Below are 23704 nucleotides of genomic sequence, written 5' to 3'. Positions count from 1 at the left end.
GTTTATTTACCGAAGACATAATTAACACCAATGATAAACGATGTTTCGTTTATTGCAAAATTTGAGTCGTTATTCAAACTCGTTTTAGCATTGTAGGCAGCATATATATTAATATGCTTTGCTGCTACTACACCAACCTTAGCAGGAATACAAAAGGTAGCCGATTTAAAATCAGGCTCCGGATCAGCGCCGGTACTGGTAGTTCCGCTAACCGAATAGGTTGTAGTTGTTGTAAAGCTTTTATCTTTATAACTGCGTATATCAATAATTATCCCGGTAGATACATAAACATCTATTTCGCTGCTTTTCAAAATATTAAACATTACTTGCGGCGAAATATTAATGATCGTCTGCTTAAAACTTAATGACTCATTTATTTGAGTAACAGAACCGGTTGTATAATCGTCATTAAAACTATTTTTATCAGAAGTAAAACCTGCTTCGCCCCTGAAAACCCACATGTAATTTTGATCAAGCGGAACGTCCGCTCCTAAGATAAATCCAGGCTTAGCGGATTTTGAAGATTTAGCATTATTCAATTCATCGCTAGTACTGGAAATGCTCGTTGAAAAACTATTAAGCAAAACACCTGCAAAGAAATGTACAGGTGCTGTTATAGCAGGACTTTTTGAAGTGTCACGAATGCTCTGGGCTGATAAAAATAAAGGAAACAGGATTATTACTAATAATGACAGGTAAAAATATTTCATGTATTGTGATAAGTATAAATTGCAACGTAAATATATAAATCCTTTAATTCAGACTAATAACAAATTGCATATAAATACATTAAATAGCTTAATTTGGTGGTATTTTTAACCATGCACCATGAACATCATTTAAAAAGCTCTGACACTATTCGCGATATTGTAATTGGCATGTCTGACGGGTTAACTGTACCCTTTGCGTTGGCGGCAGGATTAAGTGGCGCGGTAAATTCATCAGGAATTGTGGTGACTGCGGGAATTGCCGAAATTGTTGCCGGGTCGATAGCAATGGGCCTCGGTGGTTTTTTGGCTGGCCGCACTGAAGCCGACCACTACGCTGCTGAATTGAAACGGGAATATGAGGAAGTAGAACGTGTACCTGAGCAGGAAAAAAAAGAAGTGATGGAAGTTTTTGCTGATTTTGGGCTATCTGAGCATTTGCAAAAACAGGTTGCCGATGAAATGGCAAAGGACAAAGACAAATGGGTTGATTTTATGATGCGCTACGAACTGGGCCTTGAAGAGCCGCATGCAAACCGCGCAACACAAAGCGCGATTACTATTGGTATTTCTTATATTATTGGAGGCATCATCCCGCTTTCGCCATACTTTTTTATCAATGATTCCCGGATGGCGCTTTATTACTCTTGCGGAATCACCATGATATGCCTTTTCATTTTCGGATACTTTAAAAGCAAGGTTACCGGTCAGCCAGCATTTGCCGGTGCTATAAAGGTACTGGTTATAGGCGCGCTTGCAGCAGCGGCAGCATTTGGAATGGCCAGGTTAATTAACGGAAAGTAGATTAAAAGGCTATAAACTTATCTATCTGTTCCTCAACAAATTTAACCGTATCTTCCTTATACAGATCCTCGGTTTCATTAAGTTCGGTTTTTATGTTGGCGATGTGCAGTTTAAGTGGCAGTACATGCAGGTTAAAATAATGGCAAACCCCGGTAAAGTGGTCCACCCCGCGGATGTTGCCATACTTGCCGGATGATATGCCAACCAATGCGGCTTTCTTCTCATAAAAACTTTCCGGGAAATCACAGGCATCAACAAATAATTTCAAAATACCCGGGTAGCTGCCATTGTATTCCGGTATAACAAACAGGAATTTATCCGACTGGTTGATCACATTCAAGATCAGCTTAAAAGCCTCGCTTCGTTTACCGTACAAGTCAGTCGCCATAAGGGTGTCAGGCAATTCAGCCAATGACAATACGTTGGCCTCTTGGCCTTTTTGCAGTAATTGTTTTTGATAATACTTAGCCACTTTAAGCGTATTGCTCCCCGGCCTGTTGGTTGATGAAACTATGGTAATCATTTTTTATATGCGATGCCGCTTGGCTGGTTTTTAAATTTTATACTTGAGATTGTGTGTAAGTGGGCTAAAAATGTGAGTAAAATTATACCTCAAAAACCAGCATTGGCATTACACAAATGGCAGCAATTATTAACTTTGTATATTAGCACCGTGTTAACTATACGAAGGTAGAAATTTATGTTTCTGTTTTAAGTATTGTACAAACCCAACAACAAATTTTAATATACAATGTGTAAAATAATTGCTTTAGCCAACCAAAAGGGCGGCGTAGGAAAAACTACATCATCCATAAACCTGGCCGCAAGTTTAGCCGTATTAGAATACAGAACCTTACTGGTTGATGCCGATCCGCAGGCTAACTCTACGTCTGGTATTGGTTTCGATCCGCGTAACATAAAAAACAGTATTTACGAGTGTATCATTAATGATATTAACCCGCATGATGCTATCCAAAAAACAGATACCCCAAATCTTGACCTGCTGCCGGCTCACATAGACCTGGTTGGTGCTGAGATCGAGATGATCAACCTGGAAAACCGCGAATTTAAAATGAAGCATGTACTTAACAGCATCCGCGATGAGTACGATTTTATTATTATTGACTGCTCGCCATCATTAGGTTTGATCACCATAAATGCGCTAAGCGCCGCAGATTCGGTTATTATCCCGGTACAGTGCGAGTATTTCGCGTTAGAGGGTTTGGGTAAATTATTAAACACCATCAAAATTGTTCAAACCCGTTTAAATACCGACCTTAAAATTGAAGGAATATTATTAACCATGTATGATGTGCGCCTGCGCCTGAGCAACCAGGTGGTTGAAGAGGTTCGCAGCCATTTTGAGGATATGGTTTTTGATACCATAATACAGCGGAACACGCGCTTAAGCGAAGCGCCGAGCTTTGGAATATCGGTAATTATGCACGATGCAACCTGTAAAGGCGCAATAAACTATTTGAACCTTGCCCGCGAGATCGTACAAAAAAATGGTTTGGTTGAAAACGCTGCCGAGGCAACCACAGTAACAGCTTAATAAATGAGTGCAGAAAAAAGAAATGCCCTGGGTAAAGGATTAAGCGCTTTGCTGAATGATTCGCCCAGTGTAAATCCGGATAAAAAGAATTCAGGGATAGCTTCATCGCCGGAAGTGAATAGTATGGGCTCTGTTAACGAGATCAGGATAGCTGAGATCGAAGTTAACCCATTTCAGCCGCGTACTGACTTTGATGAGGTTGCTCTGCAGGAATTATCCGACTCCATTAAATTACAAGGCCTTATACAGCCAATAACGGTTAGGCGTGTTAATGCGCACAGTTACCAGTTAATATCAGGTGAGCGTCGTTTGCGCGCATCCAAATTGGCTGGTTTAACGCAGATCCCCGCTTACGTACGTACCGCCAACGATCAGCAGATGCTGGAAATGGCACTGATTGAGAACATCCAGCGTGAAAACCTGAACGCTATTGAGGTGGCTTTAAGCTTTCAGCGGATGATTGATGAGTGCAGCCTGAAACAGGAGGAATTAGGCGACCGTGTAAGCAAAAACCGTTCTACAGTTACTAATTACCTGCGGTTACTAAAATTGCCGCCTGCTATACAGGCATCCATTCGTGACGGGCAATTGAGCATGGGCCATGCTCGCGCATTGATCAGTATTGATGACCCTGCCAAACAATTATTTATACATCAACATATTATAAAGGAAGGTTTATCCGTTCGTAAGGTTGAAGAACTGGTTCGCGAGATGCAACGGTCGCCTTTAAAAAAAGAAGGCAAACAACCTGAGCCTATTCCATATCATTTACAAAAGATAGAGGACGACCTGGCTTCGAAGTTTAGCACAAGGGTTAAGCTTAAAGTTAACGGAAAAGGAAATGGTAGTATTGAAATACCATTTTTATCAGAGGATGACCTTGGCCGCATCCTCGAAATGTTGGATTGGTAAAAAAATGTATAAAATTCTGCTTGTAATTTTATTGGTAAGTGGCTTTACTTTAGCTGCCCGGGCACAAAACCCTACACTAAGGGATAATGACACTAAAAAAGACAGTATAAACCGTCATCGCGATTCTGTTTCGTCAAAACCTTTTGTGCCTAAAATAAAGCACGACGAGCAAAAATATCATCCGGATAGCACCCATAGCCCGCATAAAGCAGTGATCCGTTCGCTTATTGTACCGGGTTTAGGCCAATTGTATAACCATCAATGGTGGAAATTACCATTAATTTACACCGCATTAGGTTTAATAGGCGACGCCTATGTATTTAATGAAGGCTATTACCAGGAGTTCTTGGCCTTATCCAAATACAGGGAACATGGCACGGCACCTGCCCCCGGCGATAAATATTATGTTGATTATAACTTATACGCAAGTCAGCCCGATCAAACCATATATGATGCTAACAACAGTTACCGCCGCGACCGTGATCTGAGCATTATGGGCTTTGTGGCTTTTTGGGGTATACAAGTGGTTGATGCTTACATAGCTGCCAAGTTTCAGCATTCCTATACAATGGATACTGATTTTTCATTACGGGTGGATCCTGTTATTTTAAATCAAAACCTGGTGGCGCAAGGCTTTAACGGGCCTATGGTACCCGGACTGAAACTCAGCCTGACTTTCTGATAAATCCGGCTATAAAACCTATCTTTACCCTTCATAGATAATAAAGGGTTACAATAAATAAATCACTCCTGATGAAAATTGCGCTTATAGGCTACGGCAAAATGGGTAAGATCATTGAAAAGATCGCTACCGACCGTAAACATGAAATCGTATTAAAAATTGATCATGAAAACGTGCACGAGCTAACTGCAGAAAACCTGCAAAAGGCAGATGTAGCTATTGAATTTACTATGCCGGCATCAGTTTTAGGTAATATAAATACTTGTTTTAATGCCGGAACCCCTGTAGTTGTGGGGACAACCGGTTGGTATGATAACCTTGAACAAATTAAGCAGGAGTGCCAGGCAAGTAACGGTACATTATTATATGCCACAAACTTTAGCGTGGGCGTGAATATCTTTTTCCACGTTAATAAATTACTGGCAAAACTGATGAATAATTACCCGTACTATGATGTACAGGTAGAGGAGATCCATCATACCCAAAAACTTGATTCGCCAAGCGGAACGGCAATAACCATTGCCGAAGGTATTATTGAAAATATTGATTCGAAGGATAAATGGTCAAATTTTTTGGTATCTGATGATAATGACAGTGATGCCAATATTAAGCAAAACGTATTGCTGATAGAATCGCTACGTATTGACAGCGTACCCGGTACGCATACAGTAATTTATGATTCAGAAGTTGATTCCATCGAATTTAAACATACCGCCCATAACCGCAATGGGTTTGCATTAGGCGCTGTACTGGCTGCTGAATGGGTACACGATAAAAAGGGCTTTTACTCGGTACAAGAGATGTTTAACTTCACGTCATAACGGTCCCGGTTCAAATAAAACAGCATGAACTGGAGATTCTGGCAAAAAAGAAAATCGAAATTCAAAAAGAAAAAAAGCGCATTTCGCGAATGGCGGGATGCTGTTATTTTTGCCATCATTGCCGCAACGCTGATCCGTGCTTTGTTTCTTGAGGCTTTCGTTATCCCCAGCGGATCGATGGAGGGCACGCTGTTGGTAGGCGATTTTTTGTTTGTAAGCAAACTTAATTATGGTCCACGGTTGCCAATCACTCCGGTCTCATTTCCTTTTTCGCAACATAATTTGCCAATCCTCGGCACAAAATCATACTGGGATGGCATCCAACTACCTTACTTTCGGTTGCCCGGCTTTAGCGAGGTTAAAAAGGGAGACGTGATCGTTTTTAACTATCCGATGGAAATAGACTCGCCGCTATGTCGCCCTGTAGATAAGCAGGAAAATTATATTAAACGTTGCGTGGGCACAGCCGGCGACACGCTTTCCATTCGCGACGCGAAGATTTACATCAATGGCAAGCTTGAGGTTGATCCGGAGTTTAGTCAGCCCTCGTTCCTGGTGCATACCGATAGCACGGGTATTAATCCGAGATTGATGAGCCAATTAGCTATAACACAACGCCAACAATTTACTGAGCATGATTTTGAATTGCTGATGACCCGGCAAGCGGCGCAAAAGCTAAGATCATCGGCAGATATTGTTTTGGTTAGGGAATATAACCAGTTAAAAGGCGTGCATGATCCGGACGTATTTCCACAAGACCCGCGCCTAAACTGGAATGTTGATAATTACGGTCCGATCATCATACCAAAAAAAGGCTGGATGGTTAAATTAACGAACCAGAATTTGCCGGTATACCGCAGGGTAATTGCCGTGTATGAGCATAATAAACTACTTGTTTTGGGTAACGATATACTGATCAACGGTAAAAAAACGGATACTTACACCTTTAAAATGAATTATTACTGGATGATGGGCGATAACCGCCACAATTCAGAAGATTCGCGCTTTTGGGGCTTTGTACCTGAAGACCATATTGTAGGCAAAGCCATTTTAACCTGGATGAGCCTTGATAGCAGTGCTACTTTTTTAGGCAAGGTGAGGTGGAGCAGGGTTTTAAGGCCGATCAATTAATTGGGGATGCTAATCGCAGCAGTAGTGCCGGGTCAGGAATGTTTTTAAGGTAAATCTCTTTATCAGCTTTTTTGCAGGCGCCGGGATAATCACCAATCCAACCCTCCATGTCCAGCATCAGCTGAAAATGCAAGTGAGGCGGCCAGCCACCGTTAACTTCCGCTATGCCGAAATTGGCTATATGCACCCCGCTTTTTATGGATTTTCCAACGGTCAATCCAAATAAACATTCACGGTTTAAATGCCCATAGAGACTGTAAAGTGTTAGGTCGCCAATTTGGTGTTGTAATATGATCGTTGGTCCATAATCCCCAAAATTCGCATTATCCTGAAAGCTGTGGACAATGCCATCCAGCGGCGCATAAACCGGTGTTCCGGCATCCGCCCAAATGTCAACCCCCAAATGCAGCTGCCGTTGTTCGCCTTTGTTATCAAACTGCACGCGGTTATCATAAATGGTACGCAGTTCCATGTAGCCTCCAATGCCATAGCGGCAATGGTTATCAACCAGTTTTTGATCAACCCAATGGCTAAACTTAGCCACATCATTCACCACATCAAAGCTTAACTCGCTATTGTTTTTAGTGAGATCGAACTGATATAGACGGTCGCTCTTAACATCAAAATCAACTACATTACTAAGGCTTTGCGGGTGAGCCTTTAATGCGGTTGCCAGGCGCGATGTTGCATCCATAAAAGGTAATTATTCTTCCTCTTTCTGGCGTTCCTCTTTACTGATCTTATCGAAGATCTTATCCATACGATCTACATATTCGCTGGTATCATCAATAAAAAACTCCAGTTGTGGTATTACACGTACCTGGTCTTTTATCCTCGATCCCAATTTATACCTGATTTCCGAAGCATGCAATTTGATGGTTTGCAACGCAAGTTGATTGTTGGCAGTATTAAAAAAGCTTAAAAAAACACGAGCTATAGCCAAATCTGGCGTTACACGTACTTTGGTAATGGTAATCATGGTATTGGGCAGGTAGTTAGCACTCTCGCGCTGTAAAATAGCGGCAAGGTCTTCTTGTATAACTCCGGCGAATTTTTGCTGACGTTTTGATTCCATGTTTTTTATTTTAAGTAGAAAGTGGAAAGCCTAGAGTTAAAAGGAACGCTGTAATCCACTATTTTATTTATGTTAAAGGTAGTTAAAATCCACTTTAAACTTTAACCCTGTACTTTAAACTTACTAAAGGTCGCCCTTAATATCATCCAAGTTTTTAATACTTAATCTCGAACTGATCCAGGAGGCCATAACTGCTATAAACCCAACGGTTAACAGCACCAGGAAAAAATCCCGCAGCCTGATCTCGATCGGGTAAGCATCAATAGCCGAGTTGCTGGTACCCATCTTAATAAATCCATAATGCTGCTGAAATAAGCAAAAAACCAATCCCAGCAATATACCGGCAATGCAACCGATACCCGAGATCATCATCCCCTCGAAAAAGAAAATGCCCTGCACCAACTTTTTACCTGCACCCAGGCTGCTGAGTATGGCGATATCTTTCCGCTTGTCTATCACCAGCATCGTTAACGAGCCGATGATGTTAAATATGGCAATAATGAGCACAAAAACCAGTATCATGAATATAAACCAACGTTCGTAGTTTAAAGTTTTGTATAATTCGGTATTTTGCTGGATGCGGTTCCTCACCGTGTATTTAGCGCCTGCACGATCGATGATCTCATCCTGGAAACGATCAATATTAGTCCCGTGCTTGCAGTTGATCTCTATTGACGATACATTCACCGGCTCATTCAGCAGATCGCGGGCGAAGCTTAGCGGCGTTACGGCAATATCATCAAAATCCTGTTGAATGCTGAACACGCCCGAGGGGTAAATATTTCGCACCACAAACTCGTTCATTGGGTCGGCGCTGTTTGTGTCGGTGCGGTTGGGTGCATAAATACGCAAGGCTTCAGGGTCGTTTATATTAACGGATAAGCTGCCCGCTACCGTACCGCCGATCACCGCATACTCCTGGTTGCCGGTTTGCAGGGTGAACGAACCTTCCTCAATGGTGCTATCTATCTGCTTATTTTTCAGGAAGTCGCTGCTTACGCCTTTAATATTACCGATGAACTGCTTGTTGCTGTACATGATGAGCGCTTTCTCCTGTAGTACCTGGGTATAGGAAAATACCCTTGGATCCTTCTTCAGTTGCAGGAAGTAGTCGGTATTGGGATCAAAGGTTTTGCCGATGCGCGGCTCTATCTTCAGCTCGGGGGTGAAGTTGCTGTACAGGCCCAGGATCACCTTTTCAAAGCCGTTGAATACCGACAGGATAATGATGAGCGCGGCGCTGCCAATAAACACCCCAAGCATGCTGATGCCCGAAATGATGTTGATGGCATGCATTTTCTTACGCGAAAACAGGTATCGCTTAGCTATGTAGACCGATGTATTCAAACCCGATGATTAAACGCCTAAGTTAAAAAAGGGATTGGTATCTTTCTCGTAACCGATGGTAGTTTCCGGGCCGTGGCCGGGATATACCGTGCAATCGTTTGGCAGGGTGAAAAGTTTCTCCTGTATGTTGCTGATCAGCTGGGCATGGTTGCCGCCGGGCAGGTCGCTGCGGCCTACGCTGCCGCGGAAAAGCACATCGCCGCCTACCAGTATGTTGTCCTTGCGGTTATAAAAGCACAGCGAGGCCGGCGAATGGCCCGGCGCGAAGATCAGCTCCAGCTCGGTATTGCCGAAGCTAACTGTGCCTGTTTCAGGCAGGTAGACCTCCGGTTGGGGCGACAGCTCATACTGGAAACCCATGCTTGGCGCATAGGCCGAAACCGCGTCCAGGATATCCTGCTCGCCGATGTTGAACCGGGGTTTGAGGCCATACTGGTCGAACACGAATTTGTTGCCCAGCACATGGTCTATATGGCAATGGGTGTTGAGCAGCAGCACCGGTGTAAGCCGGTTATCGCGGATGAAGTTGACCACCGCGTTCTGCTCCTGGCTGGTGTACATGCCCGGGTCGATGATGGCGCACTGGCGGCTGTCATCATATAAAACGATGGTGTTTTCCTGGTATGGGTTGTTAGGGAATACTTGGATCATGGTAAATACCCGGTATTGTTAAGCAAAACCGGGCGCAAACAAATGTACACAAAGCAGCCGTACCAATCAAAAATTGAACCCGCCGCAAGCAACGGGAAACGCCACCGTAACACGCCGGAACTAACCGGTACAACACCCGAACATACCGAAACACACCTAAACATACAGGTGCACCAAGCAACAAGCCCGAACACTTAAGCCACTCATTATGATTTGCTTAAATAAAACAGGCTGTTTCATGCCTGAAACAAATTTAGTTTATAAACCGCTGGTTTACAGATGATATTGAATTTGGTGTTTCAGGGTGTGAAACAAGAATGGCAGCGGTAAAATAATTTGGGCGTTTCCCGCCGGTAGAAGCGGGCCGGGCTGTTCGTTCATACGCCTGCAGGCATTAGGCGCGAGGGCGGGTATCCACTTCCATCCCTAACGCGAGAACCAAGTAGTGTCAAGTAATAATTATTTTGGTTTTGAAGGCTTTGGTTGAGGCGGAGGTGACTGACTAGGTTGTCTCGGCGGAGGTGTCGTTGTATAGCCTCTTTGTTGATCAGGTGTTGGTTTGATTTCTTTTGCCATGATTACTTTTTAGGAGAGGTGTTGGGAACAACCGGATTAATTACTGGCGGCGGTGAGGGTACTTGACCTGTTTGTGGTTCAGGTACTTTTATATCATTTGTATCGTTTTTCATACTGTATAAATTAATTGTAACGAATAAAATTAAAGATAAAACACCTAACAATAAAGTGCCTACACTACAAATATTTAATTTGCTAATAAACCTATCTCTCTTTAATGATTTTTCTGATTCAAACTCATTGTTATTAATTTCTTCCATTGTTTTATACACAGACTTTGCTGCAAGTAGATGAGAAATTAAATTTACGACAAGCGTTAAGGCCAATAATAACCAACTAACTACCAATATCCATTTACATTCAGCTTGATTAAGATTCTTTACTATTTTTTCAATAAATATCATAGATAAACCCAGTCCACCAGCGGCGATATATGACAGCTGACGCTCAAAGCTATCCTGACTTTTTTCTAAAGTTTTAACTAGTTCTGTTCTATAATTTTCTAATTGTTCAATCTCATGTTTAGTCATTTAATTAATCTTTGGCTAATTGCTCGGTAACGTTTTGAATTTTTTTTCTTGCATCGTCTATCTTTTTCTTTTTGTTATAATCATCTACTTTTTCATCTAATATTAACTCAATTCCAGCTTTTACAACTTCAAAATATTGCAGACATTCATTTTCTTCAAGTTCGTGTATACCTTTACTTAGGATAGAATATAAAATTTTATTCTCTACTAAAAATCCGGGTAGATGGTGTTTTAATTGCTCGATTCTTTCATTCATTTTACTGCTCTTGTATTTCATTTCATCCCAATCCTTGTCTTGCTGTGAAAGCAAATGCGCTTGTTCAATTAAATCTTCAAAAACTCTACGTAAATAAACAAATGAACCTATTCCAACGCCATTTGCCGCCAATCCAACTGCTTTAGTAAACTCTTTCAATTTATCTTTAGAAAGAACTTTATGGTATTCTCTAATTTTACTAATATGTAAATCAGCTATAGATGGGTTTTGACCGATTTTAGTTAAAATATATGTTACGTTATCCTTGTCATCATAAATTTTATAAATATCAAAATATGTCGTTATGGTAAATCCATTCCTTGCGCATACTATTACTATTGACTTTAATCCTTCATATGCAAATATTTTTTCCTTTTGTTGATACGATACTCCATCTGATGGTTTTGTGCGTATATGATAAGTTGTTTCTTGTTTTAATATAGGATTATATCCTTCAATAGATTGTGAGACTTGCATCAATGAAAAAAAATCCCGCGCATTGTTTTCATTAATCACAATTTTAGAATACAATGGCAACTCAAACATGAAATTATATGGTTCTAATAGATTCATACATAAACTTTTTATAAATATAATTATATTAATTTTCTGAAATGGCTAATTTCTATATCTTCATCAATCAACCCACAACCTGCCCCATCTGCGGAGCAAGAGCCGATATGATTTCCAATCTTTATCACACCAACCTTAAACTTCAAATCAGCGAATGTTTAAATTTCCAATGTAAACACGTAGTTTTAGAGGTAGAAGATTAACAAATGAAAGAAGGCCAAACCTTATGGACTAAAGAACAATTGATTCTAACCATCAATCTCTACTCAAAAATAACTTTCGGCCAAATGAATAGCAGCAATCCACAGGTTAAGGAATTGGCTGCTTTTATTGGTAGAAGTGTTGGCGCAGTAGTACGTAAGCTGGGCAACTTTGCCAGTTTCGACCCCATGTTGCAAGCGAGAGGTATTGGCGGTTTACCCAACGCCAGTAAATTAGACCGTGAAGTTTGGAATGAATACATGCAGGACTGGGGAGACTTATTTTTCGAGGGCGAAAAGCTTCTCGCCCAAAAAAGAGATACCACGGTAGAAAAGCTTTATGATATTAACTTAGAAGATTTCAAGGTTACCGACGGTTTGGAAAAAGAACGCTTGGTAAAAGTGCGTGTTAATCAATCCGCTTTCAGGGGCGCGGTACTTACTAACTTTAATAACAAATGCTGTATAACAGGCATCGACTTGCTCGATCTGCTTGTCGCCAGTCACATTGTTCCCTGGAGTCAAGATAAAAGTAATCGCCTGAGTCCTACAAACGGCTTGGCATTGAATAGCCTTCACGATAAGGCATTCGACAAGCATCTGATCACGATAACTGACGATCTAACTATTAAAATATCCTCAAAATTCTATCAGCATAAAGAAGTGGAAAGCATCCAACAAAACTTCATAGCCTATGATGGCAAGCAACTCATCGAACCCAGAAAATTCTTTCCGGACATTGAATTTCTAAAAATTCACAACGACAGCTTTAAAGGCTAAAGTTCACTTATAGCCGATTGACAATTAACTCAGAATGCAATACTTTGGCAAATGCCAAATATTAAATTCAATTACCGCTATCGTGACGGTTCTAATTATAAAAACTTCGGGTTCGTAATATTTGATAATCCAGATGGTGTAAGCATTGAAGTAGTGGATAGTATTATTAAATCAAAACTCATTGATGAAACATGGTTTTATGCAGATCAATGGCATTTACCTAATTTGTATTTAGCAACATTTGATTTTGAGCTTGATCCTACTTGGCATGAGTTTGAAAGTATCCAAGTCACAAATGAAGCATTGAATACAGCAATGACATTATCTAAGTTTATTAAGAATTTAGAAACAATTAAAGCGAGTTACTAATACAACTTCCCTGTACAGCTATAAGTTTTCCGTACCATCGCTCGCAAGGACAATAGTGAAAAGATAGTTTAAGAATAAACTTATTTTTTCGGTTTAAAAGCAATTTTATCGCCCGGTTTGGCCTCTTTTAAAAGGCTACCATCCAATACAATATCTGGGTCAACCCTGCTAACTGAATATTGATAGTTTGCATTATTAAACTTGAGTTTAATAATTGGCTCGTCTCCATCAATCCAATACAACCATGTGCCTGATTGTGAAACTAAAAATGGTGCATTCTCATTAAGCAAGAATGTGTAATCACCTTTCAGTTTAAGTGTTATGGATTTAAATTTCGACAGGTCGATCCGATGATAGTTTGAATTGGTGATATCCAATTGGTAAACGCCAACCCGATATTTTGCTTCCTTATCCGTCCAATACCCATTATATGGCACTATTATAAAAAGAAATAAAGCTAAAAATGCGGCAATAACCCAGGATACATATTTAATTACTCTTAATTTCCGCGATAGAAAAAAGGGAGTTCCGAGAGCAATAATTAATAGTAATGCACAAATAACTAAGGTTTCGGTTAGATCTTCCATATCCAAATTTAAAAATATTCAAGAATACTTTTGCCGTATAGGATAGAGATTGCTTAGTTCCCCAAATGACATTTGGATTAACATACGTTTCGAGGGAGAATCGTTACAAACAATCTCACGCGAATTTCCTTAAATTAGCATCAAAGTATCATTAATGAAAACAGTCCTCCATAATATAAAGTCACCTTTTGCCTTTTACCTTTTACCTTTCGCTTTGTTCATAGCGTCGTGCTCGCCTAAGGTGGTGCAGCCTTATGCGGCTACCAACAAGGTTTATCTAACGCGTACCGACTCTATAACATCGGTTATAGCGCAGGAGCAGCCTGTTGCCTTAACTGATAGCACGGGCGCGCCCATCCCTTCCAGCTTTGTGGGTACGGTAAACTTTAACGCCCGCAAGCCTAATTATGTGATCATCCACTTCACCGCGCAGGATAGCGCCGCGCAAACCCTTAAAACCTTTACCATTGTAAAAACGCAGGTGAGCGCGCATTATGTGATCGGCCGCGACGGGCACGTTTACCACATGCTAAACGATTACCTGCGCGCCTGGCATGCCGGCGTGAGCAAATGGGGCAGTATAACGGATATGAACAGCTGTTCAATCGGTATCGAGCTGGACAATAATGGCAGCGAGCCTTTCGCCCCGGCGCAGATCAACAGTTTGCTGAGTTTGCTGGCGGTGCTGAAGAAAAACTATAACATCCCGGCAAGTAATTTTATCGGCCACCAGGACATAGCCCCCGGCCGCAAACCCGACCCGGGACCACTCTTCCCCTGGCAGATCCTCGCCCGGCACGGTTTCGGCCACTGGAGCGATGATGTACTGGAGCTTGCCCCGGATAATTTCGACCCGCAAACCGCGCTTCGCCTGATCGGTTATGACACCCGCGATTTGAACGCCGCCATTGTTGCCTTTAAACGCCATTTTATCCAAACGGACCAGGCGCCGCAGCTTACGCAGCTGGATTTGAATGTGCTGTATAATGTGTATAAGAAGTATTGAGCGTAGAATCAAGAAGTAAGAGTCAGAATCAAGATTGGCTGCATATGCCGCTTGCAGATTGACTCACCCGGTTGACCAGCGTAGCGCCGTCGGGTGAGTTAACGGGTGGGTAAAATTCACTACTTTTGATCATGAACAATCCAATCAAACGCTGCCACTGGCCCGGAACCGACGAACTCTACGTAAAATATCACGACGAGGAGTGGGGTAAACCCACGCATGATGATGCGGTGCTGTTCGAGTTTTTAATACTGGAAGCGGCGCAGGCGGGTTTAAGCTGGATAACTATTTTACGCAGGCGCGAGAATTACCGGAAGGCTTTTGCGGGTTTCGACTACAAAAAGATCGCCCAGTTTGATGATGGAGATGTACAGCGATTACTGAATGATGCAGGGATCATCCGCAACCGCTTAAAAATCGCGGCAGCCATCAGCAGTGCCAAATTGTTTATGGAGCTGCAAAAGGAATTCGGCTCGTTTAATAAATACCTGTACAGTTTTATGCCGGAGGGTAAGCCTGTTAATAATACCTCGGGTTCAACGCCGGTTAGCACGCCAATCTCGGATGCCATCAGCAAGGACATGAAAAAGCGTGGCTTTAAATTTTTCGGTACCGTAATTTGCTATGCCTTTATGCAGGCAGTAGGTATGGTGAATGACCATATCCCGGAGTGCAGCTTTAAATGAATTGCCTGATAGGTTTTAGTAAATTTCCCTACTTTTATAGCAATGAAAAAATTATTTCTTTTGGATGGCATGGCCCTTATTTACCGGGCGCATTTTGCTTTGAGTAAAAGCCCGCGATTTACTTCGGGTGGTTTTAATACGTCGGCTGTTATGGGTTTTACCAATACGTTGCTTGATGTAATCAAAAAAGAAAAGCCAACCCACATGGCCGTGGTTTTTGATACCGACGCGCCAACCGACCGCCATATAGAATACGAAAAATATAAAGCGCACCGCGAGGCAATGCCAGAGGACTTGTCCAAAGCGATGCCGTACATATTTAAACTGGTACTTGGGTTTAATATCCCGCTGATCACTTCGGATGGTTACGAGGCTGATGATATCATCGGCACCCTTGCCAAAAAAGCGGAGCTGCAGGGTTTCCAGGTTTATTGCATGACGCCGGACAAGGATTTCGGCCAGCTGGTGTCGCCTAATATCCACATCTACAAACCGGCCCGCATGGGTAACGATATGGAGATTTTGGGTGTAAAGGAAATTTTAGCCAAGTGGGAGATCGAGCGTGTTGATCAGGTGATAGACATTTTAGGTTTGTGGGGCGATGCGGTCGATGGCATCCCCGGCATTCCCGGCATTGGCGAAAAAACGGCTAAGGCGCTGATCAAGCAATATGGTTCGGTTGAGGAAATTATCGCGCATAGCCATGAGCTGAAGGGCAAGATGCGCGAGAATGTGGAAGCATTTGCCGAGCAGGGCTTAATGTCGAAACGCCTGGCTACCATCAACCTGAATGTACCTGTGGAACTGGATGAAGCAGGACTTGAAATGTGCGCACCAAGCAAAGATCTGTTAGAGCCATTGTTTGCAGAATTAGAATTCAGGACTTTAGGCAGGCGAGTATTTGGCGATGATTTCAGCGTTACGGAAATGCGGGCGGTGTCTATCCAAACAGATCTTTTCGGACAGGAAGTAGCTTCCGGCCGTACCACGATGACGGTGGATATCGCCGATATTGGTGAGCCGGAAATACCGGCTGCGCCAGCTAAAAATATTGATACCGTTCCGCATGAATACCATTTGGCGGATACCTTTGAAAAACGTGCAGAGCTGATCAATTTATTGAAACAACAAAAAGAGATCTGCTTTGATACCGAAACTACCGGCACCGATGCAAATTTCTGCGAGTTGGTGGGCTTATCATTCGCGATAAAGGCAAATGAGGGTTGGTATGTTCCCGTTCCGCATGAGCAGGAAGAAACGAAAAAGATCGTTGCTGAGTTTAAGGAGCTGTTCGAGGACGAATCTATCCTGAAAACCGGGCAAAACCTGAAATTTGATATCCTGATGCTGAAATGGTATGGCGTTGAAGTAAAAGGCAAATTGTTTGATACCATGATGGCGCACTATGTGCTTGACCCGGATACAAGGCACGGGATGGATATTTTATCAGAGAATTATTTGGGCTACAAGCCGGTTTCTATTACTTCGTTGATTGGTGCCAAGGGCAAAAACCAGGGCAATATGCGTGATGTGGAGATCGAGAAGATCAAGGAATATGCCGCCGAGGATGCCGATGTTACCCTGCAGCTGAAGCATGTTTTCGAGCCAAAAATAAAAGAGGTTGAAGCTGAAAAACTCATCCATGAGATTGAGCACCCGTTGATTTATGTTTTGGCGGATATTGAATACGAGGGTGTAAAAATAGACCATGATACGCTGAAGGAATTCTCCAAAGAATTGGAAACAGATATAGCTAAACTGGAAAAAGTTGTGTTTGAAAAAGCGGGAGTGCGTTTCAATATCGCGTCGCCTAAGCAGCTGGGAGAGGTGCTGTTCGAGAAACTGATGCTCGACCCAAAGGCTAAAAAAACAAAGACCGGCCAATACCAAACCGGTGAGGATGTGTTAACTGCTTTAGCGGCCAAGAGTGATATTGTACGTGATATTTTGGATTACCGCCAACTTCAAAAGTTAAAATCGACTTATGTGGATGCCTTGCCGCAAATGGTGAACGCTAAAACCGGGCGGGTGCATACCTCCTATAACCAGGCCGTGGCGGCAACCGGGCGTTTAAGTTCAACCAATCCTAACCTGCAGAATATACCGATCCGTACTGAGCGCGGGCGCGAGGTGCGTAAGGCGTTCATACCGAGGGATAGCGGGCACGTGATCGTATCTGCGGATTATTCACAGATAGAATTACGCATCATTGCCGAGATCAGCAAGGACCCTAACATGATGGAGGCTTTTGTGCAAAATTTGGATATCCACACCGCTACCGCGGCCAACGTTTATGGTATTGGTTTAGATGAGGTAACCAGCACCCAGCGGCGTAATGCCAAGGCGGTAAACTTTGGGATCATTTACGGGCAGTCGGCGTTTGGCTTGTCGCAAAATTTGGGTATTCCGCGTAAGGAAGCTGCAGATATTATCGACAATTATTTCGCGCAATATCCCGGCATTAAAAATTATATGAGCGATACCATGAACTTCGCCCGCGAGAATGGCTATGTAACCACGCTAATGGGACGCCGCAGGTATTTGAGGGATATTAACTCCGCCAATGCAACCGTACGTGGTTTTGCAGAGCGAAATGCCATCAACGCGCCGATACAGGGTTCTGCGGCGGATATGATCAAGATCGCGATGATCAATATCCACAAGGAATTCCTCGCCCAAAAACTGGATGCCCGTATGACTATGCAGGTGCATGATGAGTTGGTTTTTGATGTTCCGCACCATGAGGTGGAGATTGTGAAACCGATCATTTTGCATAATATGAAAAATGCTATTAAAACTACGGTGCCGATAATGGTGGAGATTGGGACTGGGTCTAATTGGCTAGAGGCGCATTAGGAATTAGAATTCGATAAGTCATTATAAAGCCAGTCGGTTAGACTGGCTTTATTGTTTATATTCGCTTATACTTAACCTTGAATTATGCCTTCAAATCTTCACTCCGAAACTACAACGCAAAATTTACAGATGGATATTAAACTACGTTTATTAATAAGGTGTTTTTTTATATTTTTTTTACTATTCTTTAACGCTGGTTTGACATTTAGTCAGAGCAATTATAAGCTTGATTCGCTTTTCACTACTTTGTATAAAAATGGAGATTTTAACGGATGTGTAATGGTTGCTGAAAATGGAAAACCAATCTATGAAAAAGCGCTTGGCTTTGCAAATTTCGAGAATAATAAGCCACTTGACAATCAAACCATGTTTGAACTGGCTTCGGTATCCAAACAGTTTACTGCAATGGCGATAATGCAGTTACATCAGATCCACAAATTAGATTACCATGATAATTTAACGAAATACTTTCCTCAGATTCCGTATTACGATATTACAATTGACAATTTATTGCACCATACCTCAGGAATCCCTGAGTTTTTAGGATGGAATAGTAAACAAATAGATACAAGTCGAATTAATGGCAATCAAGATGTCTTGAACTCTTTGATTAAAAATAAACCAGCATTAAATTTTAATCCGGGGGAGCAATTATCTTATTCCAATACTAATTATGTACTACTGGCATTAATTGTTGAGAAAGTTTCCGGCGTTCCGTTTGATAAGTATATGGACGAACATATTTTTAACCCACTTGGAATGAGTCACACCAAAATTTATCATCAACGATCCTCAAATAAAAAAATAAAAGACTACGCTTTTGGAAATATCTATGACCCCTCTAAAGGTAAATTTGTTATCAATGACAGCATTGCAGGAAACAAATACGAATATTATTTTGATGGTATTGCCGGCCCGTACGGCATTAGTAGTACTACTGAAGATATGTTGAAGTGGGACCAGGCTCTTTACACAGATAAATTGGTAACAAAAGCAGAGCAGAAACTGGCGTATGTACCCGCAACACTTAAAGATGGAGAACAGGCGACATTCTCTGGTATACCCTATGGGTTTGGATGGCTCATTTTTCCGGAAAAGGACTATACTGGAAAAAGATATATACACACAGGCGGCTACCCCGGATATATGAGTATAATTGCGCGTTATCCTGATAGAGGCAAAACAATTATCATTTTGACAAACATATGGAATGTGGTTAATATATTTCAACTGAATACGGCGGTAGAAAATATACTTTTTGATAAACCATTTAGCATCCCTGCCGCGACCCCGTTTAAGAAAAGCGTTGTGTTAAATCCTGCGCAGTTAAAAGCTATTGAAGGAACTTATGCATTGAAGGTTGCCCCGAATGTAAAAATTACGATTTCCTCGGATGCTACCCAAGCTTATGCACAAGTAACCGGACAAACGAAAGCCCAAATTTATCCCGAATCTGAACTGGACTTTTTCTATACTATAGTAGAAGCAAAAATCAAATTTGTTAAGGACACTACTGGGGATATTGACAAACTGATTTTAACCCAGAGTGGCCGACAACTCGAAGCTATTAAAGAAAAATAGAACGACATTCAGCATGCGGTTGGTGTTCGGAAGAGTAATTAACACCCTCCTTGGGGGGCATTAACATACAAATTTACACTGAAATGGGTTAAATTATTAATAATCAATTAGTTATATGGGTAAAAAATTATATTCAGACCATAAGTTTATTTTCCCGTCTATAGATTCAGAGGCCATTGAACTATCTATAAAAGAAAGCAATGTGTCTGAAACAGATAGGAAATCATATATAGCAGGTTGGGTTGCCGCTATAATGAGTTTAGGTCATTATGAAACTTATCCAAGGTGTCATCATCCGCAATAAGTTTACCGTTTTTAATGTTTTTGCCATCCTGTGAAAGTTCTATTTCAATATATCCATTGCATTTATTTATATCGCTTATGTATTTAGCGTACCTAAGGTGCATTTTATCTTTAAATGCAGTTAAAATATCATCCGAAATTTGAGGTATCTGTGCAATGTTATCGGCTATATTCATTCTTTTTGCGTATTCAAATCTTAATTTTTCCATTCACAAAGATGTGTAAACTAATGCTTAAAAATATAGATGTACCGCACTTTTGTGTGCACACATTTTTTGTTTAGTGTAAATTTGTATGTTAGCGCCCCTTGGGGAGGGGTTTCTGCATGTGACATGTAAGGAAAAACCCTTTTCTATACCCCCCAGGGGAGTGTATCATAGGACGCCGCTTTTTGGCTATCTTCAGGGCAGCTGAGGTAACAACAACGGCCATCGTCATAATTACATCTTTTTCAAGGTTATTTCCATCATCTTAATTTCCTTTCCGCCGGTGATGTCATACATCGCGGTTACCTGGGTATGGGCATCTACCATTTTAAGGGTCTCGCGCATTTTCATTTCTTTTCCGGTCATCGGGTCCTGCTCTGTGCCTGTAAGGGTAATCGTTTTCGTAGCGGCATCGTATGTCCCCTCCATGTTCAATACACCTGTGCCCATGTTATCTACATAAGAGCTAAAAAATAGCTTCTTCATATTATCGTAGCCTGTTATGGATACCGCTTCATAAGGCATACCACCGAAAGACGCGGTAATGTTGCCTTGCTGATAACGCCCGCCAAGTATCATTTTATATTCCACTGTGCCGGTGCTTTTAGACGGCTGGCCGGGAGCCATCCACAAACTTATATCCTCCGACCACTTGCCATCAGCTGCCGCGAGAATTTTCTGCATGTCGCCCGGTGTCATGAAATCCATCGCTTTCTTCATCGCGCTTGTATCCTGGGCCAGGGCATGGCCTGTTATAGCAATCAGGCATATACAGGTGAATAATAAGCAGGCTATCTTTTTCATATATATTAGTTTTTACTAAAATATAAAAAAATCAGCAGCAAATTATCTTTGGGTCATCTTTACGTTACCTAACCTAACATCGGTTTACTTTAATTAACTTTGTTTCAATCATGTCTGAAAATGAAATCATTAGCTGGCTTACCAAGCAATTACGCTTTTACATCCCCATAACAGATGAGGAAGCCGTTCATATTTGCAGCCGTTTCAGCTTTCGAAAGGTAAATAAAGGCGAGTATTTGCTGAAGGAAGGCCAGTACGGCGATTGGTGGGGATTTGTATACCAGGGGCTGTTCCGGTCTTTTTCTTATGATGCCGAAAAGATAGAATACACCAATGGCTTTTTCAGGGAAGGCTCTTTTACCTGCGAACTGGTGAGTTTTTCCGGTGCGGCGGTAAGCCAGACCAATGTGGTGGCATTAGAAGATTCGCTTATCCTTTATGTAAACAGCCAAACTTTAAATTCTTTATACAAAGACTCTGCTCAATTTGAGCATTTTGCCCGCTTATTATATGAAAAGGTACTGGTTAGCTACAAACAGCGTAATCTTTTCAGGGTGAGGCTTAACGCCCGTGAGCGTTATTTTCATTTTTTGAAACACGAGCCTGAACTGATCAAAAGGGTGCCACTGAAATATATCGCCTCTTATTTAAGTGTAACAGATACCAGCCTGAGCCGGATCCGCCGGAACATGAAAGAAATGTTGAGCTAATTTCTTGTCTTTAGGCAAGCGTAAACCGCTCTTATCCGGTCTATCTTGCATAAAAAACACAAGATGGAAACTCGAAAAAAAATAGCCCTGATTACCGGGGCCAACAGGGGATTGGGGCTGGAGATTGCCCGCCAGTTAGGTAAAAGACACATCAAAGTTTTAGTAGGTGCCAGGAATGCCGAAGCCGGCCAGGCAGCCGCCGATAAATTGATAGCCGAAGGGATTGATTCATTATTTGTATTGATCGATATAACCGACCGGGATAGCATTGTCAATGCGGTGCATCTCGTTACTGAAAAATTCGGTTATTTGGATATTTTGGTTAATAACGCGGCCCGCTTACCAAAGGCAACAGACGAGGGCACACCAAGCCTGGCAAGCCATAATTTATTACTCGAGTTTTTAGAAACTAACTTTTTGGCGCAGGTAAACGTAACGCAGGCATTTTTACCATTGATCAGGAAAAGCACGGCAGGGCGTATAGTCAATATGTCGTCTACAATTGGATCGGTTACACTTTCCAGTGAACACCTGCATCAAAATGGGCCTAAACCGCCACGGCTGCCTTATGCTGTTTCAAAAGCCGCGTTAAATATGTTTACCGTAACGCTGGCTAAAGAGTTAAGGCCGGAGGGCATTAAAGTTAACAGCGCCGACCCCGGCCTTACCCAAACCGAAACCGTTGGACCAAATGCCCCTTATACCGTTGAACAGGGTGCCCGGCCGGCAGTATGGTTAGCCTGCATTGATGATGACGGCCCTACCGGCTGCTTTTTTACCCATGTAGATGAGCATGTTGTTAATAATCCCTGGTAATATTTAAAATTTGGAGTTTGCGGTCGCTATCCGAAAATTTTAAGTTCTTATAGTTTCTTTTAAAGGGATATGAATTGACTAATAAATATTTATCATGTCCTTGCGGGGAACGAAGTAATCGCAGGAGAAATGCGGCTCTACAAAGTTCGCGATCGCTTCATTCCTCGCAATGACATTTTTTTTAGCTCCCGGGCGGTCAAAGCTACAAACGCTCTCTCCACAGCTTTCAGTCGGCGTTGTCACCGTACCGCTTAATTCTTTTATTTACAATACCGCGCGAGCAACTCATCCAAACGGCCCCTTTTAATTGCGGCTTTCGCTACCATATTAAATAGCGGCGCGGCTATTTTTTGGATGCCGACCATTTTTGAATTGTTGAGGTAGACGAACAGTGCTAAGTCTGCCAGGCTTTTTGGCGTTCCGGCTTTACTGGCCAGGCCATCGTTGGCGAGTCCTTTTAAAATGAACAGGGCGTTTTCAAAGTTTTTGTTGCCGGGATCAAGGGTTGTTTTTACAATACATTCTTCGGCAGAAATATTGTTAAAATAATGCTTTTCGTTCGGCTTTATGGTAGCCGATCCTCCCTGCTTTAAATGGTGTATCTCGTTGCCTTTGCCTATTTCAAGCGTGCCTTTTAACACCTCGAATGTTTCTGAAAACAAAGTGTGGTAATGCCAGGGTGTGTTTTCACCCGGCAGAATGCTCATTTCTACAACGCTCTTTTTGCTGTTATCTACCGAACTGACCAGTTTAATATATGCCTGGGTTTTCATGATGCTTTTTGAGTGTGTTTAGTGGTTAATAAAATGAGCCCGATGGCGGAGCAAATGATGATGGCGACGATGTGCGGCATTGCTTGCGGGATACCGTTATAGCTTTTGCTGAGCACAATCAGCATATCGTTAACCGGTATTATTGTCGCCGCTAATAAGGTTATGCCCAGTGCACGCCTTTCGTTCAGAAGCACTAAAGCGCAAACCACCAGCCCGGAAAATATATCCCGGATGCCTTTAATATGGTCAAAAGAATAATCGCCGTTTGCATTGAAGCGGATGCCGAAAGCGGCTGTTGCTACCTCCGGAGATGTAAAAAAGCGGACCCCTAAAAAAATTATTCCCAACCCGGTTAAGAATGCGATCGCATAAGAAATTTTTGTTGTCATGATATTTTGTTTTTAAAT

General features: G+C 42.0%; 28 protein-coding genes. 15 read left to right on the top strand and 13 right to left on the bottom strand.

What is annotated here, in order from left to right:
* Nucleotides 1-2: 2 nt before the first annotated feature.
* On the bottom strand, nucleotides 3-710 hold the full coding sequence (locus ACYZ0U_RS01615) for an outer membrane beta-barrel protein (protein ID WP_461449128.1): 708 nt from the start codon (nucleotides 708-710) through the stop codon (nucleotides 3-5).
* A 111-nt stretch (nucleotides 711-821) separates the two neighbouring features.
* Between ACYZ0U_RS01615 and ACYZ0U_RS01610 the strand changes: the two genes are divergently transcribed.
* Nucleotides 822-1511, top strand: coding sequence for a VIT1/CCC1 transporter family protein (locus tag ACYZ0U_RS01610; RefSeq protein ID WP_461449126.1), 690 nt, complete (start codon nucleotides 822-824; stop codon nucleotides 1509-1511).
* Between the two features lies 1 nt (nucleotide 1512).
* On the opposite strand, the gene ACYZ0U_RS01605 is transcribed toward ACYZ0U_RS01610, so the two are convergent.
* On the bottom strand, nucleotides 1513-2034 hold the full coding sequence (locus ACYZ0U_RS01605) for an NADPH-dependent FMN reductase (RefSeq protein WP_461449124.1): 522 nt from the start codon (nucleotides 2032-2034) through the stop codon (nucleotides 1513-1515).
* Between the two features lie 228 nt (nucleotides 2035-2262).
* On the opposite strand from ACYZ0U_RS01605, the gene ACYZ0U_RS01600 reads away from it, so the two are divergent.
* From ACYZ0U_RS01600 to lepB, 5 genes are all read left to right on the top strand, one after another.
* Nucleotides 2263-3066 carry a ParA family protein gene (locus ACYZ0U_RS01600; RefSeq protein WP_461449122.1) on the top strand — a complete coding sequence of 268 codons (804 nt, stop codon included), beginning with the start codon at nucleotides 2263-2265 and terminating at the stop codon, nucleotides 3064-3066.
* 3 nt (nucleotides 3067-3069) lie between these two features.
* Nucleotides 3070-3978, top strand: a complete 909-nt coding sequence (locus tag ACYZ0U_RS01595; protein ID WP_461449120.1) for a ParB/RepB/Spo0J family partition protein — start codon at nucleotides 3070-3072, stop codon at nucleotides 3976-3978.
* 4 nt (nucleotides 3979-3982) lie between these two features.
* Nucleotides 3983-4660, top strand: a complete 678-nt coding sequence (locus ACYZ0U_RS01590) for a DUF5683 domain-containing protein (protein WP_461449118.1) — start codon at nucleotides 3983-3985, stop codon at nucleotides 4658-4660.
* Nucleotides 4661-4731: 71 nt separating this feature from the next.
* Complete coding sequence (dapB, locus tag ACYZ0U_RS01585; RefSeq protein WP_461449116.1) at nucleotides 4732-5481, top strand: 4-hydroxy-tetrahydrodipicolinate reductase; 750 nt, start codon at nucleotides 4732-4734, stop codon at nucleotides 5479-5481.
* 24 nt (nucleotides 5482-5505) lie between these two features.
* The gene (gene lepB, locus ACYZ0U_RS01580; protein WP_461449114.1) at nucleotides 5506-6612 is read left to right on the top strand and encodes a signal peptidase I; all 1107 of its coding nucleotides are present in this window, start codon (nucleotides 5506-5508) and stop codon (nucleotides 6610-6612) included.
* Here lepB and ACYZ0U_RS01575 read toward each other — a convergent pair.
* The 4 genes from ACYZ0U_RS01575 to ACYZ0U_RS01560 all read right to left on the bottom strand — a co-directional run bounded on the left by ACYZ0U_RS01575 (nucleotide 6605) and on the right by ACYZ0U_RS01560 (nucleotide 9685).
* Nucleotides 6605-7306: a peptidoglycan DD-metalloendopeptidase family protein gene (locus ACYZ0U_RS01575; protein WP_461449112.1), complete on the bottom strand. Its 702-nt coding sequence runs from the start codon at nucleotides 7304-7306 to the stop codon at nucleotides 6605-6607. The genes lepB and ACYZ0U_RS01575 overlap by 8 nt on opposite strands.
* A gap of 9 nt (nucleotides 7307-7315) precedes the next feature.
* Nucleotides 7316-7687, bottom strand: a complete 372-nt coding sequence (gene rbfA / locus ACYZ0U_RS01570; RefSeq protein WP_461449110.1) for a 30S ribosome-binding factor RbfA — start codon at nucleotides 7685-7687, stop codon at nucleotides 7316-7318.
* 123 nt (nucleotides 7688-7810) lie between these two features.
* A complete protein-coding gene (locus ACYZ0U_RS01565) occupies nucleotides 7811-9034 on the bottom strand; it encodes an ABC transporter permease (RefSeq protein WP_461449108.1) in 1224 nt (407 codons plus the stop codon).
* A gap of 9 nt (nucleotides 9035-9043) precedes the next feature.
* The gene (locus ACYZ0U_RS01560; protein WP_461449106.1) at nucleotides 9044-9685 is read right to left on the bottom strand and encodes an MBL fold metallo-hydrolase; all 642 of its coding nucleotides are present in this window, start codon (nucleotides 9683-9685) and stop codon (nucleotides 9044-9046) included.
* A 42-nt stretch (nucleotides 9686-9727) separates the two neighbouring features.
* Between ACYZ0U_RS01560 and ACYZ0U_RS01555 the strand changes: the two genes are divergently transcribed.
* A complete protein-coding gene (locus ACYZ0U_RS01555) occupies nucleotides 9728-9883 on the top strand; it encodes a hypothetical protein (protein ID WP_461449104.1) in 156 nt (51 codons plus the stop codon).
* 380 nt (nucleotides 9884-10263) lie between these two features.
* On the opposite strand, the gene ACYZ0U_RS01550 is transcribed toward ACYZ0U_RS01555, so the two are convergent.
* Both ACYZ0U_RS01550 and ACYZ0U_RS01545 read right to left on the bottom strand, forming a co-directional pair.
* Nucleotides 10264-10791: a hypothetical protein gene (locus ACYZ0U_RS01550; protein ID WP_461449102.1), complete on the bottom strand. Its 528-nt coding sequence runs from the start codon at nucleotides 10789-10791 to the stop codon at nucleotides 10264-10266.
* Nucleotides 10792-10795: 4 nt separating this feature from the next.
* Nucleotides 10796-11620, bottom strand: a complete 825-nt coding sequence (locus tag ACYZ0U_RS01545; protein ID WP_461449100.1) for a hypothetical protein — start codon at nucleotides 11618-11620, stop codon at nucleotides 10796-10798.
* Between the two features lie 287 nt (nucleotides 11621-11907).
* Here ACYZ0U_RS01545 and ACYZ0U_RS01540 point away from each other — a divergent pair, with 287 nt between their 5' ends.
* Nucleotides 11908-12600 (top strand): HNH endonuclease, encoded by a 693-nt coding sequence (locus ACYZ0U_RS01540; protein ID WP_461449098.1) that lies wholly within the window; start codon nucleotides 11908-11910, stop codon nucleotides 12598-12600.
* A 51-nt stretch (nucleotides 12601-12651) separates the two neighbouring features.
* Nucleotides 12652-12969 carry a hypothetical protein gene (locus ACYZ0U_RS01535; RefSeq protein ID WP_461449096.1) on the top strand — a complete coding sequence of 106 codons (318 nt, stop codon included), beginning with the start codon at nucleotides 12652-12654 and terminating at the stop codon, nucleotides 12967-12969.
* A gap of 80 nt (nucleotides 12970-13049) precedes the next feature.
* On the opposite strand, the gene ACYZ0U_RS01530 is transcribed toward ACYZ0U_RS01535, so the two are convergent.
* A complete protein-coding gene (locus tag ACYZ0U_RS01530; RefSeq protein WP_461449094.1) occupies nucleotides 13050-13556 on the bottom strand; it encodes a hypothetical protein in 507 nt (168 codons plus the stop codon).
* A gap of 154 nt (nucleotides 13557-13710) precedes the next feature.
* Here ACYZ0U_RS01530 and ACYZ0U_RS01525 point away from each other — a divergent pair, with 154 nt between their 5' ends.
* The 4 genes from ACYZ0U_RS01525 to ACYZ0U_RS01510 all read left to right on the top strand — a co-directional run bounded on the left by ACYZ0U_RS01525 (nucleotide 13711) and on the right by ACYZ0U_RS01510 (nucleotide 19685).
* Nucleotides 13711-14562: an N-acetylmuramoyl-L-alanine amidase gene (locus tag ACYZ0U_RS01525; protein ID WP_461449092.1), complete on the top strand. Its 852-nt coding sequence runs from the start codon at nucleotides 13711-13713 to the stop codon at nucleotides 14560-14562.
* Between the two features lie 131 nt (nucleotides 14563-14693).
* The gene (locus tag ACYZ0U_RS01520; RefSeq protein ID WP_461449090.1) at nucleotides 14694-15248 is read left to right on the top strand and encodes a DNA-3-methyladenine glycosylase I; all 555 of its coding nucleotides are present in this window, start codon (nucleotides 14694-14696) and stop codon (nucleotides 15246-15248) included.
* A 42-nt stretch (nucleotides 15249-15290) separates the two neighbouring features.
* Entirely contained in the window at nucleotides 15291-18104 is a 2814-nt protein-coding gene (polA, locus tag ACYZ0U_RS01515; RefSeq protein WP_461449088.1) for a DNA polymerase I, read from the top strand.
* 84 nt (nucleotides 18105-18188) lie between these two features.
* A complete protein-coding gene (locus ACYZ0U_RS01510) occupies nucleotides 18189-19685 on the top strand; it encodes a serine hydrolase domain-containing protein (protein WP_461449086.1) in 1497 nt (498 codons plus the stop codon).
* Between the two features lie 248 nt (nucleotides 19686-19933).
* Here ACYZ0U_RS01510 and ACYZ0U_RS01505 read toward each other — a convergent pair whose 3' ends face one another.
* Both ACYZ0U_RS01505 and ACYZ0U_RS01500 read right to left on the bottom strand, forming a co-directional pair.
* Nucleotides 19934-20197 carry a hypothetical protein gene (locus tag ACYZ0U_RS01505; protein WP_461449084.1) on the bottom strand — a complete coding sequence of 88 codons (264 nt, stop codon included), beginning with the start codon at nucleotides 20195-20197 and terminating at the stop codon, nucleotides 19934-19936.
* A gap of 231 nt (nucleotides 20198-20428) precedes the next feature.
* A complete protein-coding gene (locus ACYZ0U_RS01500; protein ID WP_461449082.1) occupies nucleotides 20429-20998 on the bottom strand; it encodes a DUF1579 domain-containing protein in 570 nt (189 codons plus the stop codon).
* Between the two features lie 110 nt (nucleotides 20999-21108).
* On the opposite strand from ACYZ0U_RS01500, the gene ACYZ0U_RS01495 reads away from it, so the two are divergent.
* Nucleotides 21109-21708, top strand: a complete 600-nt coding sequence (locus ACYZ0U_RS01495; protein WP_461449080.1) for a Crp/Fnr family transcriptional regulator — start codon at nucleotides 21109-21111, stop codon at nucleotides 21706-21708.
* Nucleotides 21709-21771: 63 nt separating this feature from the next.
* Complete coding sequence (locus tag ACYZ0U_RS01490) at nucleotides 21772-22524, top strand: SDR family oxidoreductase (protein ID WP_461449078.1); 753 nt, start codon at nucleotides 21772-21774, stop codon at nucleotides 22522-22524.
* Between the two features lie 260 nt (nucleotides 22525-22784).
* On the opposite strand, the gene ACYZ0U_RS01485 is transcribed toward ACYZ0U_RS01490, so the two are convergent.
* Both ACYZ0U_RS01485 and ACYZ0U_RS01480 read right to left on the bottom strand, forming a co-directional pair.
* A complete protein-coding gene (locus tag ACYZ0U_RS01485) occupies nucleotides 22785-23297 on the bottom strand; it encodes a cupin domain-containing protein (RefSeq protein ID WP_461449076.1) in 513 nt (170 codons plus the stop codon).
* Nucleotides 23294-23686 carry a DUF4267 domain-containing protein gene (locus ACYZ0U_RS01480; RefSeq protein ID WP_461449074.1) on the bottom strand — a complete coding sequence of 131 codons (393 nt, stop codon included), beginning with the start codon at nucleotides 23684-23686 and terminating at the stop codon, nucleotides 23294-23296. Before ACYZ0U_RS01480 ends, ACYZ0U_RS01485 begins: the two co-directional genes overlap by 4 nt.
* Nucleotides 23687-23704: the final 18 nt, after the last annotated feature.

Origin of the sequence: Mucilaginibacter sp., from assembly GCF_965225845.1 — a bacterium.
Lineage (GTDB): Bacteria > Bacteroidota > Bacteroidia > Sphingobacteriales > Sphingobacteriaceae > Mucilaginibacter.
The sequence above is the reverse complement of the archived record's forward strand: the minus strand, read 5'-3'. Positions and strand labels throughout refer to the sequence as shown.

What these genes read in the sequence shown, in the direction of transcription:
- ACYZ0U_RS01615 (WP_461449128.1), bottom strand. Translation starts at nt 710, where the DNA reads ATGAAATATTTTTACCTGTCATTATTAGTAATAATCCTGTTTCCTTTA.
- ACYZ0U_RS01610 (WP_461449126.1), top strand. Translation starts at nt 822, where the DNA reads ATGCACCATGAACATCATTTAAAAAGCTCTGACACTATTCGCGATATT.
- ACYZ0U_RS01605 (WP_461449124.1), bottom strand. Translation starts at nt 2,034, where the DNA reads ATGATTACCATAGTTTCATCAACCAACAGGCCGGGGAGCAATACGCTT.
- ACYZ0U_RS01600 (WP_461449122.1), top strand. Translation starts at nt 2,263, where the DNA reads ATGTGTAAAATAATTGCTTTAGCCAACCAAAAGGGCGGCGTAGGAAAA.
- ACYZ0U_RS01595 (WP_461449120.1), top strand. Translation starts at nt 3,070, where the DNA reads ATGAGTGCAGAAAAAAGAAATGCCCTGGGTAAAGGATTAAGCGCTTTG.
- ACYZ0U_RS01590 (WP_461449118.1), top strand. Translation starts at nt 3,983, where the DNA reads ATGTATAAAATTCTGCTTGTAATTTTATTGGTAAGTGGCTTTACTTTA.
- dapB (WP_461449116.1), top strand. Translation starts at nt 4,732, where the DNA reads ATGAAAATTGCGCTTATAGGCTACGGCAAAATGGGTAAGATCATTGAA.
- lepB (WP_461449114.1), top strand. Translation starts at nt 5,506, where the DNA reads ATGAACTGGAGATTCTGGCAAAAAAGAAAATCGAAATTCAAAAAGAAA.
- ACYZ0U_RS01575 (WP_461449112.1), bottom strand. Translation starts at nt 7,306, where the DNA reads ATGGATGCAACATCGCGCCTGGCAACCGCATTAAAGGCTCACCCGCAA.
- rbfA (WP_461449110.1), bottom strand. Translation starts at nt 7,687, where the DNA reads ATGGAATCAAAACGTCAGCAAAAATTCGCCGGAGTTATACAAGAAGAC.
- ACYZ0U_RS01560 (WP_461449106.1), bottom strand. Translation starts at nt 9,685, where the DNA reads ATGATCCAAGTATTCCCTAACAACCCATACCAGGAAAACACCATCGTT.
- ACYZ0U_RS01555 (WP_461449104.1), top strand. Translation starts at nt 9,728, where the DNA reads ATGTACACAAAGCAGCCGTACCAATCAAAAATTGAACCCGCCGCAAGC.
- ACYZ0U_RS01550 (WP_461449102.1), bottom strand. Translation starts at nt 10,791, where the DNA reads ATGACTAAACATGAGATTGAACAATTAGAAAATTATAGAACAGAACTA.
- ACYZ0U_RS01545 (WP_461449100.1), bottom strand. Translation starts at nt 11,620, where the DNA reads ATGAATCTATTAGAACCATATAATTTCATGTTTGAGTTGCCATTGTAT.
- ACYZ0U_RS01540 (WP_461449098.1), top strand. Translation starts at nt 11,908, where the DNA reads ATGAATAGCAGCAATCCACAGGTTAAGGAATTGGCTGCTTTTATTGGT.
- ACYZ0U_RS01535 (WP_461449096.1), top strand. Translation starts at nt 12,652, where the DNA reads ATGCCAAATATTAAATTCAATTACCGCTATCGTGACGGTTCTAATTAT.
- ACYZ0U_RS01530 (WP_461449094.1), bottom strand. Translation starts at nt 13,556, where the DNA reads ATGGAAGATCTAACCGAAACCTTAGTTATTTGTGCATTACTATTAATT.
- ACYZ0U_RS01525 (WP_461449092.1), top strand. Translation starts at nt 13,711, where the DNA reads ATGAAAACAGTCCTCCATAATATAAAGTCACCTTTTGCCTTTTACCTT.
- ACYZ0U_RS01520 (WP_461449090.1), top strand. Translation starts at nt 14,694, where the DNA reads ATGAACAATCCAATCAAACGCTGCCACTGGCCCGGAACCGACGAACTC.
- polA (WP_461449088.1), top strand. Translation starts at nt 15,291, where the DNA reads ATGAAAAAATTATTTCTTTTGGATGGCATGGCCCTTATTTACCGGGCG.
- ACYZ0U_RS01510 (WP_461449086.1), top strand. Translation starts at nt 18,189, where the DNA reads ATGCCTTCAAATCTTCACTCCGAAACTACAACGCAAAATTTACAGATG.
- ACYZ0U_RS01505 (WP_461449084.1), bottom strand. Translation starts at nt 20,197, where the DNA reads ATGGAAAAATTAAGATTTGAATACGCAAAAAGAATGAATATAGCCGAT.
- ACYZ0U_RS01500 (WP_461449082.1), bottom strand. Translation starts at nt 20,998, where the DNA reads ATGAAAAAGATAGCCTGCTTATTATTCACCTGTATATGCCTGATTGCT.
- ACYZ0U_RS01495 (WP_461449080.1), top strand. Translation starts at nt 21,109, where the DNA reads ATGTCTGAAAATGAAATCATTAGCTGGCTTACCAAGCAATTACGCTTT.
- ACYZ0U_RS01490 (WP_461449078.1), top strand. Translation starts at nt 21,772, where the DNA reads ATGGAAACTCGAAAAAAAATAGCCCTGATTACCGGGGCCAACAGGGGA.
- ACYZ0U_RS01485 (WP_461449076.1), bottom strand. Translation starts at nt 23,297, where the DNA reads ATGAAAACCCAGGCATATATTAAACTGGTCAGTTCGGTAGATAACAGC.
- ACYZ0U_RS01480 (WP_461449074.1), bottom strand. Translation starts at nt 23,686, where the DNA reads ATGACAACAAAAATTTCTTATGCGATCGCATTCTTAACCGGGTTGGGA.